Genomic DNA, 17806 nt, shown 5'->3' with positions numbered 1-17806 from the left:
TCAGCCTGTCCGAAAACTCGGTCACCGGCCGCTGAAACAAGATCTCAAACACTCCGTAAGAACGTTTGAGATTCGACCAATCCGCACTGCCGACCGCTCCGAATGGCGTTCGTCAGGCAAGTTGGGACAGAGGACGGACGGCATGACACCTACTTCCAGGGGCGGCTCGGGGCGCAGGAACATCGCGACCCTCATCTGTGGTGCGCTGGCTGCCGGGGGGCTCGCAGCCGCCGGCGTGACCGCGCTGGAACCGGGGGCGGCCTCCGCCTCCAGCCACCGAGAGGCCCCCCTCATCTCAGGGACGCCCCAGTTCGACAACACGGACCTGTACGCGTTCGTCAGCCCGGACAAGCCGGACACGACGACGATCGTGGCGAACTGGATCCCTCTGCAGGAACCGGCCGGCGGACCGAACTTCTACACGTTCGCCGAGGACGCCCAGTACGACATCCGCATCGACCAGGACGGCGACGCGCAGGAAGACCTGATCTTCCGCTACACGTTCAAGACGAAGACGAAGAACGACAAGAGCTTCCTGTACAACACGGGCACGGTCGAGAGCCTCGACGACGAGACCCTGAACATCACGCAGACGTACGACATCGAGCTCATCAAGCTGAAGAACCGGCGCGCGGTGTCCAAGACGCAGCTCGCGGACGATGTGCGGGTGGCGCCGTCGAATGTCGGCAAGGCGTCGATGCCGGACTACAAGAAGCTGCGCGACGAGGCGGTCTACGAGACCGCGAGCGGTGTGACGACGTTCGCCGGACAGGCCGACGACCCGTTCTTCCTGGATCTGCGCGTGTTCGACCTGCTGTACGGCGGTGACCTCTCCGAGGTCGGGCGGGACACCCTCAAGCAGTACAACGTCAACTCGATAGCCCTGCAGGTGCCGAGCGAAGCGATCATCGAGTCGAGCAAGCAGCCGATCGTCGGCGTCTGGTCCACGACCCAGCGCAAGGGCGCGGACGGCGAGTTCCGCCAGGTCTCGCGCCTCGGCATGCCGCTGGTCAACGAGGTCGTCAACCCGATCAAGGACAAGGACACGTTCAACGCGTCCTCTCCCGTGGACGACGCCCAGTTCCTGAAGAACGTCACCGAGCCCGAGCTGCCCAAGCTCATCGAGGCGATCTACAAGATCCCGGCGCCCGACGAGCCGCGCAACGACCTGGTCGACGTCTTCCTGAAGGGCGTCGAGGGCCTCAACCAGCCGCCGCACGTCACCCCGTCGGAGATGCTGCGCCTCAACACCTCCATCGAGCCCACCAAGAAGCCGAAGCGGCTCGGTGTGCTCGACGGTGACAACCAGGGCTTCCCGAACGGACGCCGGCTCACCGACGACGTGATCGACATCGCCCTGCAGGTCGTCGAGGGCGAGCTGCTCGGTGCCAAGAACGACCTGGGCGACGCGGTCGACAAGAACGACAAGAAGTTCGGCCACTCCTTCCCGTACGTGGGTCTGCCGACGGCCGGTTCGCGCGGCAAGACCGTCGAGGGCAACACCACGGACAACGTGCGCAGCGCGCTGGACGGCGGCGTGACCGCCGCGGGCAGCGGCACCGACACCACGCTGATCGCGAGCTCCGCGGCGGCGGGCGCGGGCGGCGTCCTGATCCTCGGCACCGGCCTGTTCTGGTGGCGCCGCCGGCAGAACGACCGGGCGTACTACTGACCGGTCCCCGGACCGGGCCGGTGACCGGCCCGGTCCCGCACCGGACCCGCTGAACGGTCCGGCTCCCGAGCCGGCGCGGCCCGCACCCATCCATCCCCCACGGCGCGGGCCGCGCCTCCCTTCGGTCATCACGAACCTTCCCGTCACGGAACCTGAGGAGAGGGCATGTCCCCGCGTACGAACGAGAGCGCGCCCGAGGGCGAGCGTCCGGACGAGGACACGGCTGCCCTCGCCGGCGACGCACGCGACGTCACCGGTGAACCCGAAACGGTCGAGGCCGCGCGTAAACCCGAAGCGGTCAAGGCCGAGCGTGAGCCCGGCGCATCGAAGCGACGCAGCGTGCTGCACCTCACCGCGTGCGCGGCCGCGCTGGCCGTCGCGATCACCTCCGGAGCCATCGCGCTGGGCAACCGGCAGGAGCAGTCGGTGAGCGCGTCCAGCTCACCGGGTGTCACGGCGGAGCTGCTCGCCGGCGGGGACCTCGACGCGAACATCGCCACCCTCCAGAACCATCTCCGCGGCCAGCCGAAGGACTTCACCTCCTGGGCCACACTGGGCCTCGCCTACGTGGAGCAGGCCCGCACCAAGGGCGACCCCTCCCGCTACCCACAGGCCGACAAGGCCCTGAAGCGCTCCCTGGACCTGCGTCCGGACAACGACCCGGCGCTCGCGGGACAGGCGGCACTCGCCGCGGCCCGCCACGACTTCAAGGACGCGCTGCGCTACGCCGACCTGGCACTGGAACAGAACCCGTACAGCGAACGGGCGCTGGCCACGCGGATCGACGCCCTGGTGGAACTCGGCCGCTACGACGACGCCTCGAAGGCCGCCGACCTGGCGGACGACCGGCGCCCCGGCATCCCCGTCTTCACGCGCTACGCGTACGTGCGCGAGCTGCGCGGCGACACGAAGACCGCCGAGCGGGTCCTGAAGCAGGCCCTCACCTCCGCGACCGGACGCCCCGACATCGCGTACGTGGCCACGCAGCTCGGCCAACTCGCCTGGAGGCAGGGCGACCACAGGAGCGCGCTCAGCCATTACGCCCGAGCACTGGCCGCCGACGACGGATACGTCCCCGCGCTGGAGGGCCGCGCCCGCGCCGAGGCCGCGAGCGGCGACCGGGACGGGGCGATCCGCACCCTGGAGCAGGTCGTCTCCCGCTATCCGCTGCCCGGACCGCTCGTCGAGCTGGGAGAGCTGTACGAGCTGAAGGGCGACAAGGCGAAGGCCCGCGACCAGTACACGCTGGTGAACGCCTGGACCTCGATCGCACGCGCCAACGGCGTCAACGCCGACCTCGACATCGCGCTCGCCGACGCCGACCACGGCGACCGCGAGGCGGCCCTGCGCGCGGCCCGCGCCGAGTGGAAGCTCCGGCAGACGGTCCACACGGCGGACGCGCTCGCCTGGGCGCTGCACGTCAACGGCCGCAGCGACGAGGCGCTGCCGTACGCGCGCCGCGCGGCGGCCACCGGCTACAAGGACGCTACGTTCCGCTACCACCGCGGGATGATCGAGCAGGCCACGGGCAACGACGAGGAAGCCCGGCGCTCCCTTACGGCGGCGCTCGACCTCAACTCCGGCTTCTCCCCGCTGGGCGCGGAGCGGGCCCGTAAGGCGCTCAAGGCTCTGGAGGCGGCCAAGTGACGTTCCACCGAAATGTGTTCGCCTCCTGCTCGGCGGTCTTCGTGGCCGTCTGCGCGCTCGTGCTGCTTCCCGCCTCGGCCGCGAGCGCGCATCCCCTCGGCAACTTCACCGTCAACCGGTATGACGGTCTCGTCGCAGCCTCCGGCACGCTGCGCGTCCTCCACATCGAGGACCTGGCGGAGATCCCGGCGACCCAGGCCGAGCCCGCCATCAAGGAGCAGGGCATGGAGAAGTGGGCCGAGGCGCGGTGCGCGACGGCCGCCCGGGACAGCGAGGTCACCGTCGGCGGCAAGGACGTGGCGCTGACCGTGGGGTCGAGCCATGCCGAGGAGCGGCCCGGACAGGCCGGGCTCACGACCCTGCGCGTGGAGTGCGGGCTGACCGCTCCCCTCCCCGACCGGGTGACCTCGGTGCGCTTCCAGGCCGCCGTGGACTCCGGCCCGGGGTGGCGCGAGGTCACCGCCCGGGGCGACCGGATGACGCTCACGGAGTCGGACGTGCCCGAGACGTCCGTGTCCCGGCGGCTGACCAGCTACCCGAAGGAGTTGCTGTCGTCGCCGGAGGACACCGCGTCGGCGTCCCTGGAGGTGCGGCCGGGCGGTCCGGCGCTGGCCACGGGCGAGGACGACGCGCCCGGTGCCTCGATCCTGCCGCGCGGAGCGGACCGCTGGACGAAGGCGCTCGACGACCTGGTGGCCCGTCAGGACCTGTCCATCGGTTTCGCGGCGCTGGCCCTGGGCATCGCCGTGTTCCTCGGGGCGATGCACGCGATGGCTCCCGGTCACGGCAAGACGATCATGGCGGCGACCGCCGCGGCCCGCGGGAACGCCACGTTCCGCGATGTTCTGCCCATGATCGTGTCGGTGACGATCACGCACACCCTCGGCGTGGTCGCCCTGGGCCTGCTGATCGCCGCCGGGTCGTCCGCCGCGCCGTCCGTGATCACATGGCTCGGCATCGCGAGCGGCCTCCTCGTCATGGCGGCGGGCGTGAGCCTCGTACGCCGCGCCGTGCTGAACCGGAAGCTCATGCGGCAGCATGCGCACGACCAGCACGACCAGCACGACGACGACCACACGCACCACCACGACGAGCAGGACCACGACGAGCAGGACCACCACGAGCACGCAGACGCCCCCGCTCACGAGCCGGAGCGCGCGCTGGTCCTCGCCCACGCCCACGCGGACGGCACGAGCCACACCCACGAGCACGCCCCGCCCAAGGCCCGCGCGCTGGCGCACTCCCACGCACCGGAGCACGCACACGCCACGGCCCACCGTCACGACCACGGCCACACGCACGACCACGAACACGAACACGACCACACGCACAACCGGGGCCACGACCACTCACACGACCGCAAGCGCACCCTCTTCGGCGGCACCATCACCCACACCCACGGCGGCTTCACCCACAGCCACCCGGTGGCCCCCACCGTCCGCGGCACGATCCTGCTCGGTTTCGCGGGCGGGCTGGTGCCCAGTCCTTCGGCGGTGGTCGTGCTCGTGGGCGCCGCCGCGCTGGGGAAGGCGTGGTTCGGGCTGGTGCTCGTGCTGGCGTTCGGCGTCGGCCTGGCGCTCACGCTGACGGGCGTCGGGTTCGCCGTCGTCCGGGCGGGCGACGGGATGACGCGGCTGCTGGACCGGCGCCCCCGGCTGGCCGGCGGCCCGGCCGTCGCGCTGCTGCGCAGGACCGTACCCCTGGCGTCGGCGCTCGTCGTCGTCGCCCTCGGGGCCGGATTGGTACTCAAGGGGGCGGCATCGGCACTCGGTTGAGCTACTTTTGGGGAGATATAACGCGGAGTGGAGGAATCGCACAGCTGCGATGGGGGGACACCCGTGTCCGAAGAACCAGGCATTGAGCGTGTGATCGCGGGGCGCTACCGCCTGCTGTCCCCTCTCGGCGAGGGTGGCATGGGGACCGTGTGGCGGGCCCGCGACGAGGTCCTGCACCGCGAGGTCGCCGTCAAGGAGGTGCGCGCCCCGGCCGGGCTCCCGACGCCCGAGGTGGAGCGGATGTACGCCCGCCTGGAGCGGGAGGCCTGGGCCGCGGCCCGGGTGGCGAACCCGAACGTGGTGACGGTCTACGACGTGGCCATGGAGGAGGGCCGCCCCTGGATCGTCATGGAGCTGGTCCGCGGGCTCTCGCTCGCCGACGTACTGGACGCCGAGGGCCCGCTCTCCCCGCAGCGCACCGCGTTCATCGGCGCCGAGATCCTCGCCGCGCTCCGCGCCGCCCACGAGGCGGGGGTGCTGCACCGGGACGTGAAGCCGGCCAATGTGCTGATGGCGAACGACGGGCGCGTCGTCCTGACCGACTTCGGCATCGCCATGGTCGAGGGCAGTTCCGCGCTCACCATGACCGGCGAGGTCGTGGGCTCGCCCGAGTTCCTCGCGCCGGAGCGGGCACTGGGCCGCAGGCCCGGCCCCGAGTCGGATCTGTGGTCGCTGGGTGTGCTGCTGTACGCGGCGGTCGAGGGCAACTCGCCCTTCCGCCAGAACACTCCGCTGAGCACCCTGCGGGCGGTCGTCGACGAGGAGCTGCCCCCGCCTCGCCGGGCCGGCCCACTGACCCCGGTCATCGAAGGGCTGCTGCGCAAGGAGCCGGCGGAGCGCATCCCGGCCGAGCGGGCGGCGGAGGACCTGCGGACGATCGCGTCCGGCGGCACTCCACGCCCGGGCGCGGCCACCTCCGCCCCGTACGCCCCGACCGTGGCCTTCCCGGACCCGGGCCCGACCGCGCGCACCGGCCACTACGAGAACCAGTCCCCGTCCCCGCCGTACCCCGCCCCCGGGGCCGCGACTCAGCCCGGGGCCTCGCCCGCTCCCGCACGACCCGACCGGAACCGGCGCGCCGCCGCCTTCGTGGTCACCGGCACGGTCCTTCTCGCGCTGGCCCTGGCCGGACTGACGTACACCCTGCTGAACCGCGGCGACGGGAGCGGGGGCGGGGGCGACACGGCGAACAGCGGGGGCGCCTCGGGCAGTTCGAACGGCGGGAGCGACACCCGCGGTTCGGGCGGCGGCGACGACAAGACGACCGACAGCGGCAACGGAGGCGGTGACAGCACCCCGCCCGAGGGCGAACGGACGACGACCCCGCCGGCCCAGTCCGTGAAGGTGACCCTTCAGGGCGAGAACACCCAGTACACCGGCCCCTGCCCGCCGCCGCGCGACCAAGCGCCTGTCTTCACGGCCACGTTCACCGTGGCCAGCGTGCCGGTGGAGATCCGGTACCGCTGGGTGGCGAAGAGCGGCAGCATCGCGGATCGCGGCTGGAAGACGCTGTCGTTCCCGGCCGGAGGCGGGAAGACCAAGTCGGACTCCGTCACCGCGACGACGGAGTCCGACGAAGGCACGTTCAACGAGGAGATCAGCGTCGAGGTCCACGAACCGGTGCGGACCGAGTCCAACTCGGTGCCCTTCTCGGTGACATGCGAGAAGGAGACCCCGACGAACGGGGCCTCCCCTTCCCTCTCGGCCAACGCGCTCGCCCCGAACGGAGCGAGCAGGCCGCGTCCCTGAATCAGCGACATCCCTGGTTCAGGCGACGTCCTTGAATCAGGAGGCGTACTTGAATCAGGCGGCGTTCCTGAACACGGGCAGATAGCCCAACGACTGGCCGGCTTCCTTCGGGTGGTACGACTCGCCGATGTCCACCCAGTTGACACTGTGCAGCCAGGCGCTGCCCGAGCAGAGCTCGTGGCCGGTGAAGGTGGAGCGGACGTCGCCGAAGGTGAAGCCGTGGGCGGCGGCACGCTTGGCGATGGCGGCGTTCATGTAGTCGGAGGCGTCATTGATGGCGGACCGCTTGGTCTCGGAGAGGCCGAGACAATCCTGGCCCAGTTTGTAGAACCGCGGGTAGCCGAGCACGACGACGCGAGCCGATGGGGCCTTGGCCCGGATCGCCGAGTACACGCTGTCGAGCCGTCCGGGCAGCGTCGAGTCGACGTACGCCCTCGCCGTGTTGATGCGCGAGAGGCAGGTGCTGTCGTTCGAGAGGACACAGGTCGTCATGACGTCGGCGAAGCCCGCGTCGTTGCCGCCGACGCTGATCGACACAAGGCCGGTGCCGGAGTTCAGCGGGCCCAGCTGACTGGCCGTGACATCACTCGTCTGGGCGCCCGAGCAAGCCGTGAAGTCGAAGGACGAGGGTGAGTTGGCGGCGGCCCAGAGGTACGGGAACGCCTTCGTGGAGCGCTTGCAGTCGCCGCTGGAACTGATGTAGTTGCCGGACCCGACGCCCGAGGAGTAGGAGTCGCCGAGGGCCACGTAGCCGGTGGCTGCGGCCTCTTGGGATGCCTGCGCCGCCGTTGCCCCGGTGAGGGCGATGCCGGCGGCGAGGAGGAGTGATGCCGCGTATGCCGTAAATCGGGAACGTCTCATGGAACCTCCCTTTAGCAGGATCTCTGCCTCAACTTTGGTACCAGCTACACGCGTTGACTGGAAGTGTTCATGCCAATACTTTCCATCAGGACAAGGGTTGGAACCGTCCGCTCAGCGGACGTTTTGTTACATGAACATGACAGAATCGTGACAAGGGCTCAACTCCCTTGAGCTACACCCGTAGATCACTCAGTCTTTACCCAGCCCGGAGTGGAAGGCGACGCTCCGGGCCGTGTGTGCGAAGACGTGCACACCCCCCACAGCCGTGCGCCACACCCCGGCGCACGCTGCCTAGAGGAGGACTCCCTCGTAATGGCACAGCTGCGTAGCAAGAAGATCCGGATCGCCGCCCTCACCACCCTGACGACGGCCGCCCTCCTGGGCGGGCTCACGGCACTTCCCGCCCAGGCCGCCCCGGCCGAGGGCAAGGTGCTCGCGGCCGATTCCCCCACCGCGATCAAGGGCAGCTACATCGTCACGCTCAAGAAGGGCGAGGCGGGCCTGAAGGCCTCGTCCAGCCAGGGCAAGGGCCTGATCAAGACGTACGGCGGCACGGTGAAGAAGACGTTCAGCAGCGCGCTGAACGGCTACTCGGCCAACCTCTCGGAGGCCGAGGCGAAGAGACTCGCCGCCGACCCGGCGGTGGCCTCCGTCGAGCAGAACCAGACCGTCCAGGTGGACGCCACGCAGTCCAACGCCCCGTGGGGCCTGGACCGCATCGACCAGACGTCGCTGCCGCTCTCCAGCACGTACACCTACCCGGACTCGGCGGGCAGCGGGGTGACCGCGTACGTCATCGACACCGGCGTCCGCATCTCGCACCAGCAGATCGCCGGCCGGGCCACCAACGGCTACGACGCCGTGGACGGCGACAACGTCGCCCAGGACGGCAACGGCCACGGCACCCACGTGGCCACCACCATCGCCGGCTCGACGTACGGTGTCGCCAAGGCCGCGAAGATCGTGGCGGTCCGCGTGCTGGACAACAGCGGTTCCGGCACCACGGCGGGCGTGGTCGCGGGCATCGACTGGGTGACCGCGAACCACAGCGGCCCCTCGGTCGCCAACATGTCCCTCGGCGGCGGCGCCTCCACCGCGCTGGACACGGCGGTCCGCAACTCCATAGCCAGCGGCGTGACCTACGCGATCGCGGCCGGCAACAGCAACGCCAACGCCTCCTCGTACTCCCCCGCCCGTGTCACCGAGGCGATCACGGTCGGCGCCACCACGAGCACGGACGCGAGGGCCAGCTACTCGAACTACGGCTCGGTCCTGGACATCTTCGCTCCCGGCTCCTCGATCACGGCAGGCTGGAACACGAGCGACACCGCGACGAACACCATCTCGGGCACGTCGATGGCCACCCCGCACGTCGCGGGCGCGGCGGCGATCTACCTTGGCGGCAACACCTCGGCCTCCCCGGCCCAGGTCGCCACGGCCCTCACGAACGGCGCCACCTCGGGCGTGGTCACCAGCCCGGGCACCGGCTCCCCGAACCGTCTCCTGAAGGTCGTCCAGTAACACCGGGAGCGGTTCCCTAGCACCCTGAACATGCGGGTGCAACAGCAACTCGTCCGACCTGCACGGGAGTTCCCCGGAGGCACCCCATGCCTCCGGGGAACTCCCGTATACCGCCACATGTTCTTTGCCCGGGCATGGCACAGGCGCGCATCGCCGAGTTCCGCGTCCTGGCTCCCCATCTTGACTCCCCCGCGCCACTGAGCGACATTGAAGCCCGGCATCCGGCGCTTCGGGGGGCAAAGTCGCCAATGCAGACCATACGTATCAAGCCATCTTCATCAGGGCCGCCCTCACCGGGGGTGCGGGTCGGCCGGGGCGGGGTCCGGGGAGGGACCTGGGGCCGCTGCTCGCGGGTGTGGCCGCCGTCGTCGCGGCGGCCGGTGCTCTGCTCGCGTTCGCCGACGCGGACTCACCCTTGCGCGGCCCGTTCACGCTGTTCTTCCTCCTCGCGGCACCGGGAACCGCCATCGGGGCCGCACTGCGCGGGCTGGACCCGTTCGGCCGCGCCGTGGCGTCGATCGCGGGCGCGGTCGCGCTGAACCTCCTCGTCGCACAGGGGATGCTGGCGACCCACTCGTGGTCGGTTGGTGGCGGTATCGCGGCTGTGGCCGCCATCAGCTCGCTCGTCCTCCTGCTGGTTCCGGCACGGCGCCTGCGCGGCCGTGCGGAGAGAAGAAGACGGACCTTCTGACGTGGACATCAGCGTGTACCGCCCGGGCGAACTCACCGCCGCCGACCGGGCCGCCTGGGCGGCCCTGCAGTCGAAGGCCCATCTCCACGGCTCGCCCGGGCTGGCGAACCCGTTTCTGTCCCCGGAGTTCACCCTGGCGGTGGGCAGTTGCCGGCGCGGAGTGCGGATCGCGGTGGTACGGGAGGACGGGGAGGCCGCCGCGTTCTTCCCGTTCCAGCGGACCGCCCTCGGCGTCGGGCGGGCCATCGGACTCGGCCTGTCCGACTGTCAGGGCCTGGTGCACCGGCCCGGCTTCGTCTGGGACGCCCGGGAGCTGATGCGGGCCTGCGGGCTCGCGGTGTGGGAGTTCGACCATCTGGCCGAGGGCCAGGCGCCCTTCGAGGCCCACGCCACCGGCACCTTCCCGTCCCCGGTCATGGACCTGGAGGACGGCTACGAGGCGTATCTGGCCCGGCTGCGCGCCAGGTCACCGAAGTTCGTCCGGTCGACTCTCGCCAAGGAACGCCGGCTGGGCCGGGCGGCGGGCGACGTCCGCTACGTGCACGACGAGCGTGACCCCGCCGCCCTGCGCACCCTGATGGCCTGGAAGTCCGCGCAGTACCGCAGGACCGGCCGGATGGACCGCTTCGCGCACCCCTGGATCAGCCAACTGGTACGCCGCCTCTTCCACACCCGCTCCGAGTCGTTCGCGGGGAACCTGTCCGTGCTGTACGCGGACGACAAGCCGATCGCGGCCCACTTCGGACTGCGTTCCGAGCGGGTGCTGACCGACTGGTTCCCGGCGTACGACCCGGCGTACGGGAGGTTCTCCCCGGGTCTGCTGCTGCATCTGCACATGGCCGAGGAGGCCGCCGCCGACGGTGTCGCGTACCTGGACCTGGGCCGGGGCCAGAAGCAGTACAAGGATTCCCTGAAGACACGGGAGATCGCCGTGTCCGAGGGGTGGGTGACCCGCCGTCATCCCGTGGCCTTCGGACACCGGGCTCGCCGAGCTCCGGTCCGGGCCCTGCGGAACACGGTGGTCGCCCGGCCGGAACTGTTCGAGCCGGCCGACAGACTGCTCAAACGGATGGGCAAAATCCGTTCGAGGGGTCAGTTATCGGACACAACAACAAAAACGTGAGAGCTCGTTTCAGGTCTTGCCATACGGGCTCAATCATCAATACCGTCGTACATCCACCCGCATCGGTCCATCATCCAGCGGCTCTAGGGGAGGGCTCAAGGACCGCGATGGTCCGGCGCGGGGCGCGGTAGGGGGGTGCCGTGCTCGGTGACCGCACTTGTCACCGAGCCGTGCCGCGCGACCGGCTGCCCGATTTCGGCAGTCGGCCAGCTTTGCCAGCTCACACGGCGTGCACGGAGAGCCAGTTCGTCATGCCCGAGTGAGAAACAAACCCCCCTTTCGAACCGGATCAAGAGCCGGGCCGCCCAGGGGCGGGCGGTCCGCCGGACGAGAGGGACCAGACTCATGAGCTCAGTTCTGCGCCCGGCGATACCCGACGACACGGGCGAGCATGCACAGGAGGCCGGCAAGTACCGGCCGATCTCCACCCACCTGGCCATCGCGCCGCCGGTGAGCGTGGTGATCCCCGCCATGAACGAGGCGGAGAACCTTCCGTACGTCTTCAAGACGCTGCCGGCCTGGATCCACGAGGTGGTCCTCGTCGACGGCAACTCCACCGACGACACCGTCGAGGTGGCCCGCGAGCTGTGGCCGGACGTGAAGGTCGTGCCGCAGCACGGGAAGGGCAAGGGGGATGCCCTGATCACCGGGTTCGAGGCGTGCACCGGCGACATCATCGTGATGGTCGACGCGGACGGCTCGGCCGACGGCCACGAGATCGTGTCGTACGTGTCCGCGCTGGTGTCCGGGGCCGACTTCGCCAAGGGCTCGCGGTTCGCCAACGGCGGCGGCACGGACGACATGACACCGGTCCGCAAACTCGGCAACCGGGCGCTGTGCGCGGTCGTCAACCGCAAGTTCGGCGCCCGCTACACCGACCTGTGCTACGGCTACAACGCGTTCTGGCGGCACTGCCTCGACGAGATCGACCTCGACTGCACCGGCTTCGAGGTCGAGACCCTGATGAACATCCGGGTGGTCAAGGCGGGCCTGAAGGTGCAGGAGATTCCCAGCCACGAGTACCTGCGCATCCACGGCGCGAGCAATCTGCGGGCCGTGCGCGACGGGCTGCGGGTCCTCAGGGTGATCCTCAAGGAGCGCTCCAACCGGCGTGCTCTGCGCCGCCGTTCGCACTCCCCCGTGCTCACCGCCGGCCGGGGAGAGGCGTCTTGAGCGAGCCGCGTGTCTCGGTCGTCATCTGTGTGTACACCGAGGACCGCTGGGAGGACATCCTCGCGGCGGTCGCCTCGGTGCGCGCGCAGTCCCGGCCGGCTCTGGAGACCCTCCTGGTCGTCGACCACAACGAGGCGCTACTGGACCGGCTGGCGAGGGAGTACAAGGACGCCGGGGAGGTGCGGGTGCTCGCCAACGCGGGCCCCCGCGGTCTGTCCGCCGGCCGCAACACCGGGATCGCCGCCTCGTCCGGCGAGATCGTCGCGTTCCTCGACGACGACGCCGTGGCCGAGCGCCACTGGCTGCGGTACTTCGCCGACGGGTACGCGGACCCGCGGGTCATGGCCGTCGGCGGCCGGACGGTGCCCGTCTGGGCGTCCGGCCGCCGCCCGGCCTGGTTCCCCGAGGAGTTCGACTGGGTGGTGGGCTGCGCCTACCGGGGCCTGCCCCGGGGACGGGGGCGGGTGCGCAACGTGCTCGGCGGCAACGCCTCGTTCCGCCGAACCGCCTTCGACGCGGCCGGCGGCTTCGCGACCGGCATCGGCCGCGACGGCGACAAGCGGCCGCTCGGCTGCGAGGAGACCGAGCTGTGCATCCGGCTCACCCGTGCCCGACCCGACGCGGTGCTGCTGCTGGACGACCGCGCGGTGATCCACCACCGGGTGCCCGAGGCACGCGAGCACTTCCGCTACTTCCGTACGCGCACCTACGCCGAGGGACTGTCGAAGGCGCTGGTGGCCCAGAGCGTCGGCGCGGACAAGGGCCTGGAGTCGGAGCGCCGGTACGCCACCCGCGTGCTGCCCGCCGGGGTGGTCCGCGGACTGCGCGACGCGCTGCTGGCCCGTCCGGGCGGTGCGGGGCGGGCGGGTGCGATCGTCGCCGGGGTGCTGACCGCGGCCGGCGGGTACGCGGTCGGCAGCGTCCGGGCGCGCCGCGGCGAGGCGGCGTTCTCGGTGGCTCCGGTAGGGGAGTTCGAGGGGCGACAGCGGGAACCCGGGGGGCCGGGACATGACTGACGAACCCGTGCCGATCCTCATGTACCACGCGGTCGCGGCAGCGCCGGGCGACGCGACGCGCGCCCTGTCCGTCGCCCCCGAGGCGTTCGCCGAGCAGATGGCGTTGCTCGGGGACCGGGGTTTCACTCCGGTGAGCACGGCCGAGCTGGGGGCGAGCTGGCGCACGGGCCGCCCCCTGCCCGCCCGTCCCGTCCTCGTCACCTTCGACGACGGCTACGAGGGCGTGCACCGGCACGGTCTGCCCGTCCTCGCCGAGCACGGCTTCGCGGCCACGCTGTTCGTGTCCACGGGCTGGCTCAAGGGCGCGTACGACACCGGAGGCGCCCTCGACACGATGCTCGACTTCCAGCAGGTGCGCGACCTCGCCGACGCGGGCGTCGAGATCGGCGGGCACAGCCACACCCATCCGCAGCTCGACATGCTCGACGACGACGAGCTCCGGTTCGAGCTGGCCCGCTGCTTCGAGATCGTCGCCGGTGAACTGGGCACGGTCCCCGTCTCGTTCGCCTACCCGTACGGCTACTCCAGCCGCCGGGTGCGCCGGGCGGTCCGCGAGACCGGGTTCGCGCAGGCGCTCGCCGTGGGCAACGGGCTCGCGCGGCGCGCGCAGGGGCCGTACGCGCTGCGCCGTGTCACCGTGCGGCGCAGCACGGGCATCGAGGAGTTCGAGCGGCTCGTCGAGGGCCGCGCGATCGGCCGCAACTTCGCCAGGGACCGTGCCCTCACCAAGGGGTACGCCATGGTCCGCAGAGCACGACAGGTCCGGAAGGCCGTCCGTTCCCGTGTCTGACACGACCACCACAGCCCAGGCCGACACCGCCACCGGGACCGGTGCGCCCGAGGGGGAGTCCGGCCGCCGGCTGCGGCTGCCCGGAATGGGCAAGCGGGCGGGCGGCAACCAGTTGTTCCGCAATGCCTACGCCCTGATGCTCAACACCGGTATCTCCGCCGTGCTGGGGCTCGGATTCTGGCTCGCCGCCGCCCGCTACTACTCCGAGTCGTCCGTCGGCCAGGGCTCCGCCGCGATCGCCGCGATGAAGTTCCTCGCGGGGCTCGCCGCGCTGACCCTGACGGGTGCCCTGGCCCGCTTCATCCCGATCGCGGGCCGGGCCACGGGGCGGCTCATCTTCCGTACGTACGCGGGCAGTTCGGTGGCCGTGGCGCTGGCCGCGACGGTGTTCCTGCTGACGCTGGACATGTGGGGGCCCTCGTACCGCTTCCTGCACGGCCCCCTGAACGGGCTGGGCTTCGTCCTCGCGGTGGTGGCCTGGTCGCTGCTCACGCTCCAGGACGGGGTGCTGACCGGGCTGCGCAGCGCGGTCTGGGTGCCTGTGGGCAACACCGTGTTCCTGGCGGTCAAGCTGGTGCTGCTGGTCGTCTTCGCCGCCGCGATCCCCACGACGGGCGTGTTCGTGTCGTGGGTGGCGGCCATCGCGATGTCGCTGCTGCCACTGGGCTGGCTGGTGTTCCGGCGCCTGGTGCCCCGGCATGTGAAGGCGACCGAGCACCGTGCGCGTCCACCGTCCCTGAAGGAGATCGGCCGCTTCCTGGCGGGCGACTACACGGGCTCGCTGTTCTCGCTGGCCGTCGTCTACCTCGTCCCGGTGATCATCGCGGCGCAGGTCAGCTCCGCCGACAACGCGTACTTCTACATCGCCACCACGATCGGCGGCACGGTCAACCTGCTCGCCATCAACATGGGCGCCTCCCTGACCGTCGAGGGCGCGCACGACCCGGGGCGGCTCGCCGCGAACACCCGGGCGGCCCTGAAGCGGATGGCCCGGATCATGCTGCCGGTGTGCGGGGTGCTGTTCGTGGGGGCGCCCTGGATCCTCGGTGTGTTCGGCGCGGGCTACGCGGAGGCGGCGACACCGCTGCTGCGCTGGTTCGCCGTGGGAGCACTGCTGCGTGTCGTCATGGAGACGTACTTCGCGGTGCTGCGCGCCCAGAGCCGTACCGCCGGACTCGCCTGGCTGCAGGGCCTGCTGTGCGTCCTCGTCCTCGGTCTGACGCTGCTGCTCCTGCCCCGTATGGGCCTGGTCGGCGCGGGCGTCGCGGAGATCTCCAGCCTCGCGGTGATCGTGCTGATCGCCGCGCCGAGGCTGTACCGCATCCTGCGCACGGCGCCGTCCGACCCGGTGCCCGAGGACGTCCCGCCGGACGGCGACCTCGCCGACCTGGGCGCCGTCGCCAGGAGGCCCGGCTCCGCCTGGGCACGCCCGCTGGACTCGGACACGCTCGCGCTCGGCATCCACGTCGACTTCGACCACCAGGAACGCCGCCCGGACGTCCGCCCGGGCCCCGGCACTCCGCCGACGGGCACACCCGCCCTAGGGCGCGATCACCGGCCGACCTGGGCGCTCGGTATCCCGCTGCCGGAGCAGCGGACGGCCCCGCCGGGCGAGCGGGGGGTCCAGGAGGAACCGGAAGCCAGGCCGGTGCCGTCCGTACGGCCGGAGATCGGGGCCCTGCCCTTGCGACGGATCGCCGAGCCCTCACGGGAGGCCGCCGAGTCCACTCCCCCGTCCCTCCGCGCACGGCTGCCGCACCCCACCAGGTCCGGGACGGTGCTGGGCTGTCTGCTGCTGTCCGCGCTGCTGCTCTACTGGGTGCCCGCGCTGCGGCTCGACGACGCGGTGCTGGACGGGATGGGCGGACTGGGCCTGATCTCCGTGCTGCCGATGCCGACGCTGGCCGGCGCCGGACTGCTGGCCGTCGTCTTCGGCTCGCTGCTGTGGGCGGGCCGGGAACACAAGGGACTGCTGCTGGTCACGCTGCTGGCGACGGTGGTGTCGCTGCACGCACTGCCGGCGGTGATCGAGACCGAGCCGCGGTTCGCGACGGCCTGGCAGCATCTCGGCTTCATCGACTACATCGACCGCACCGGATCCGCGGTCCCCGACCTGGACGCACGCTGGAGCTGGCCCGGCTTCTTCGCGGCGGCCGCGTTCGTGGCGAAGGCCTGCGGGGTCAGCGACTTCACCGAGGTGATCCGCTGGTGGCCGCTGACCGTGCAACTTCTCTACCTGGCGCCGATGTTCCTGCTGACGCGCTCGATGCGGGCGGGCTGGCGCGCCAAGTGGACCGGCATCTGGATCTTCGTGCTGAGCAGCTGGGTCGGCCAGGACTACTTCTCCCCCCAGGGCTTCACCTACCTCCTGTACCTCGTCTTCGTCGCGATCCTGCTCGTGTGGTTCCGCGCGCCGCGCATGCTGTGGGGCACAGTGCGCCCCGGCGAGGCGGAGGTGGAGCCGGCCGACCGCCACCGCCGTGCGGTACTGCTCATGATCCTGATCGCGCTGTACGCGGCCACGGTCCCGGCCCATCAGCTGACGCCGTTCGTGATGCTGGGCGTGCTCGCGGCCCTGGTCCTGACAGGCCGCTCCGAACTCCGTGGCCTGCCCATCCTCTTCGCGGTCCTGGTGACGGTATGGGTGGGCTTCCTGGCGGAGCCGTACTGGTCGGGCCACTTCGACGAGCTCTTCGGCGGAGTCGGCGGAGTCGGCGGAAACGTCACGTCCTCCGTCTCCGGCCGGATCGGTGAGGGCAGCTCGACCCACAAACTCGTGCTGTACGCGCGCGTGGCGCTCGCCGGTTCGGTGATGGCGATGGCCTGCTACGGCTGGTGGCGCCGCCGCGACCACAAGTACCGCGAGCGCTCATTGCTCGTGCTGACCTTCGTCCCGTTCCTGGGCTTCGGCATGCAGTCGTACGGCGGCGAAATGGCCCTGCGCGTCTTCATGTTCGCCCTGCCGGGCGCGGCCCTGCTCGCCGGGCTCGCCCTCTTCCCGCGCACCGGCGTGACGGCCGAGGAACGCGACAAGGACAAGGTGAGCCTCGCCCCGCTGGCGGCGCTGATGGCCGGACTCGTCCTCATCGGCGGCTTCCTGGTGGCCCGCTGGGGCAACGAGCCGTTCGAACGGACCCGTACGGGCGAGGTCGCGGCCATGGACTACGTGTACGCCCACGACGACCCGTCCGTACGGCTGCTGTGGCTGAGCACCGACACGGTGAACGATGTGACGCCCGCGATGCCGTGGGGCGCACGGGACATGGAGAAGGTCGAGTACGTGCCCACACTGGCGCCGCCCGACCCCGTGCTGGTGTCGGGGCTGGCCAAGTCGCTCAAGGACGCGGGCCCGAACTCGTACCTGATGATCAACCGCAGTCAGGTGACCTACCTCCAGTTGGACGCCGGCTATTCGGACACCTGGGAAACCCGCCTCCTGAGGAACCTCGACGCCCGCAAGGACCTGAAGAGGGCGTTCACCAACGCGGACGTCACGATGTACACACTCCGCGAGCAGCCGGAGGGCAGAGCCCCGAAGGCCGACCCGGGCCCGATCGGCCCCCAGGTGACCTGGACACCATGGTCGGTCGTGGGCGGGTTGGCGGCCGCAGCGCTGATCCTGCTCCTGACGGCCCGGGAGATCGTACGGATTGCGATACGCCCGAGCGTCCGTCAGCTCCAGTGGCTGCAGAGCAGCTTCTGGTTCTCGCTGCCGCTGCTGGCGGTGCTGCTGGCTTCGCTGGTGCAGCGGTTCTTGACGATGGGGGGCGCCCCATAAGGGGCGCGGG

At 70.9% G+C, this 17806-nt stretch carries 12 protein-coding genes; 11 read left to right on the top strand and 1 reads right to left on the bottom strand.

Features of this window, described 5'->3' with window-relative positions:
* The first annotated feature begins 142 nt into the window (after positions 1 to 142).
* From E0500_RS34635 to E0500_RS34620, 4 genes are all read left to right on the top strand, one after another.
* On the top strand, positions 143 to 1672 hold the full coding sequence (locus E0500_RS34635; protein ID WP_131568190.1) for a DUF4331 domain-containing protein: 1530 nt from the start codon (positions 143 to 145) through the stop codon (positions 1670 to 1672).
* A gap of 165 nt (positions 1673 to 1837) precedes the next feature.
* Entirely contained in the window at positions 1838 to 3319 is a 1482-nt protein-coding gene (locus tag E0500_RS34630; protein ID WP_131568192.1) for a lipopolysaccharide assembly protein LapB, read from the top strand.
* Positions 3316 to 5094, top strand: a complete 1779-nt coding sequence (locus E0500_RS34625) for a nickel transporter (RefSeq protein WP_131568194.1) — start codon at positions 3316 to 3318, stop codon at positions 5092 to 5094. Before E0500_RS34630 ends, E0500_RS34625 begins: the two co-directional genes overlap by 4 nt.
* A 63-nt stretch (positions 5095 to 5157) precedes the next feature.
* Complete coding sequence (locus tag E0500_RS34620) at positions 5158 to 6843, top strand: serine/threonine-protein kinase (protein ID WP_131568196.1); 1686 nt, start codon at positions 5158 to 5160, stop codon at positions 6841 to 6843.
* 54 nt (positions 6844 to 6897) lie between these two features.
* Here E0500_RS34620 and E0500_RS34615 read toward each other — a convergent pair whose 3' ends face one another.
* Positions 6898 to 7704: an SGNH/GDSL hydrolase family protein gene (locus E0500_RS34615; RefSeq protein ID WP_131568198.1), complete on the bottom strand. Its 807-nt coding sequence runs from the start codon at positions 7702 to 7704 to the stop codon at positions 6898 to 6900.
* Between the two features lie 312 nt (positions 7705 to 8016).
* Here E0500_RS34615 and E0500_RS34610 point away from each other — a divergent pair, with 312 nt between their 5' ends.
* From E0500_RS34610 to E0500_RS34580, 7 genes are all read left to right on the top strand, one after another.
* Entirely contained in the window at positions 8017 to 9225 is a 1209-nt protein-coding gene (locus E0500_RS34610) for a S8 family peptidase (RefSeq protein ID WP_131568200.1), read from the top strand.
* A gap of 355 nt (positions 9226 to 9580) precedes the next feature.
* On the top strand, positions 9581 to 9916 hold the full coding sequence (locus tag E0500_RS34605) for a hypothetical protein (RefSeq protein ID WP_309505272.1): 336 nt from the start codon (positions 9581 to 9583) through the stop codon (positions 9914 to 9916).
* A 1-nt stretch (position 9917) separates the two neighbouring features.
* Positions 9918 to 11039, top strand: coding sequence for a GNAT family N-acetyltransferase (locus E0500_RS34600; protein WP_131558951.1), 1122 nt, complete (start codon positions 9918 to 9920; stop codon positions 11037 to 11039).
* Between the two features lie 345 nt (positions 11040 to 11384).
* The gene (locus tag E0500_RS34595) at positions 11385 to 12212 is read left to right on the top strand and encodes a glycosyltransferase family 2 protein (RefSeq protein ID WP_131558949.1); all 828 of its coding nucleotides are present in this window, start codon (positions 11385 to 11387) and stop codon (positions 12210 to 12212) included.
* Positions 12209 to 13228, top strand: coding sequence for a glycosyltransferase family 2 protein (locus tag E0500_RS34590; protein WP_131558947.1), 1020 nt, complete (start codon positions 12209 to 12211; stop codon positions 13226 to 13228). The genes E0500_RS34595 and E0500_RS34590 overlap by 4 nt, the downstream gene beginning before the upstream one ends.
* Complete coding sequence (locus E0500_RS34585; protein ID WP_181587329.1) at positions 13221 to 14018, top strand: polysaccharide deacetylase family protein; 798 nt, start codon at positions 13221 to 13223, stop codon at positions 14016 to 14018. Before E0500_RS34590 ends, E0500_RS34585 begins: the two co-directional genes overlap by 8 nt.
* Complete coding sequence (locus E0500_RS34580) at positions 14011 to 17796, top strand: lipopolysaccharide biosynthesis protein (protein WP_131558945.1); 3786 nt, start codon at positions 14011 to 14013, stop codon at positions 17794 to 17796. Before E0500_RS34585 ends, E0500_RS34580 begins: the two co-directional genes overlap by 8 nt.
* The last annotated feature ends 10 nt before the right edge of the window (positions 17797 to 17806 follow it).

Source organism: Streptomyces sp. KM273126, assembly GCF_004337435.2.
GTDB lineage: Bacteria > Actinomycetota > Actinomycetes > Streptomycetales > Streptomycetaceae > Streptomyces > Streptomyces acidicola.
This window is presented reverse-complemented; position numbering and strand designations above follow the sequence as displayed.

What these genes read in the sequence shown, in the direction of transcription:
- E0500_RS34635 (WP_131568190.1), top strand. Translation starts at nt 143, where the DNA reads ATGACACCTACTTCCAGGGGCGGCTCGGGGCGCAGGAACATCGCGACC.
- E0500_RS34630 (WP_131568192.1), top strand. Translation starts at nt 1,838, where the DNA reads ATGTCCCCGCGTACGAACGAGAGCGCGCCCGAGGGCGAGCGTCCGGAC.
- E0500_RS34615 (WP_131568198.1), bottom strand. Translation starts at nt 7,704, where the DNA reads ATGAGACGTTCCCGATTTACGGCATACGCGGCATCACTCCTCCTCGCC.
- E0500_RS34610 (WP_131568200.1), top strand. Translation starts at nt 8,017, where the DNA reads ATGGCACAGCTGCGTAGCAAGAAGATCCGGATCGCCGCCCTCACCACC.
- E0500_RS34595 (WP_131558949.1), top strand. Translation starts at nt 11,385, where the DNA reads ATGAGCTCAGTTCTGCGCCCGGCGATACCCGACGACACGGGCGAGCAT.
- E0500_RS34585 (WP_181587329.1), top strand. Translation starts at nt 13,221, where the DNA reads ATGACTGACGAACCCGTGCCGATCCTCATGTACCACGCGGTCGCGGCA.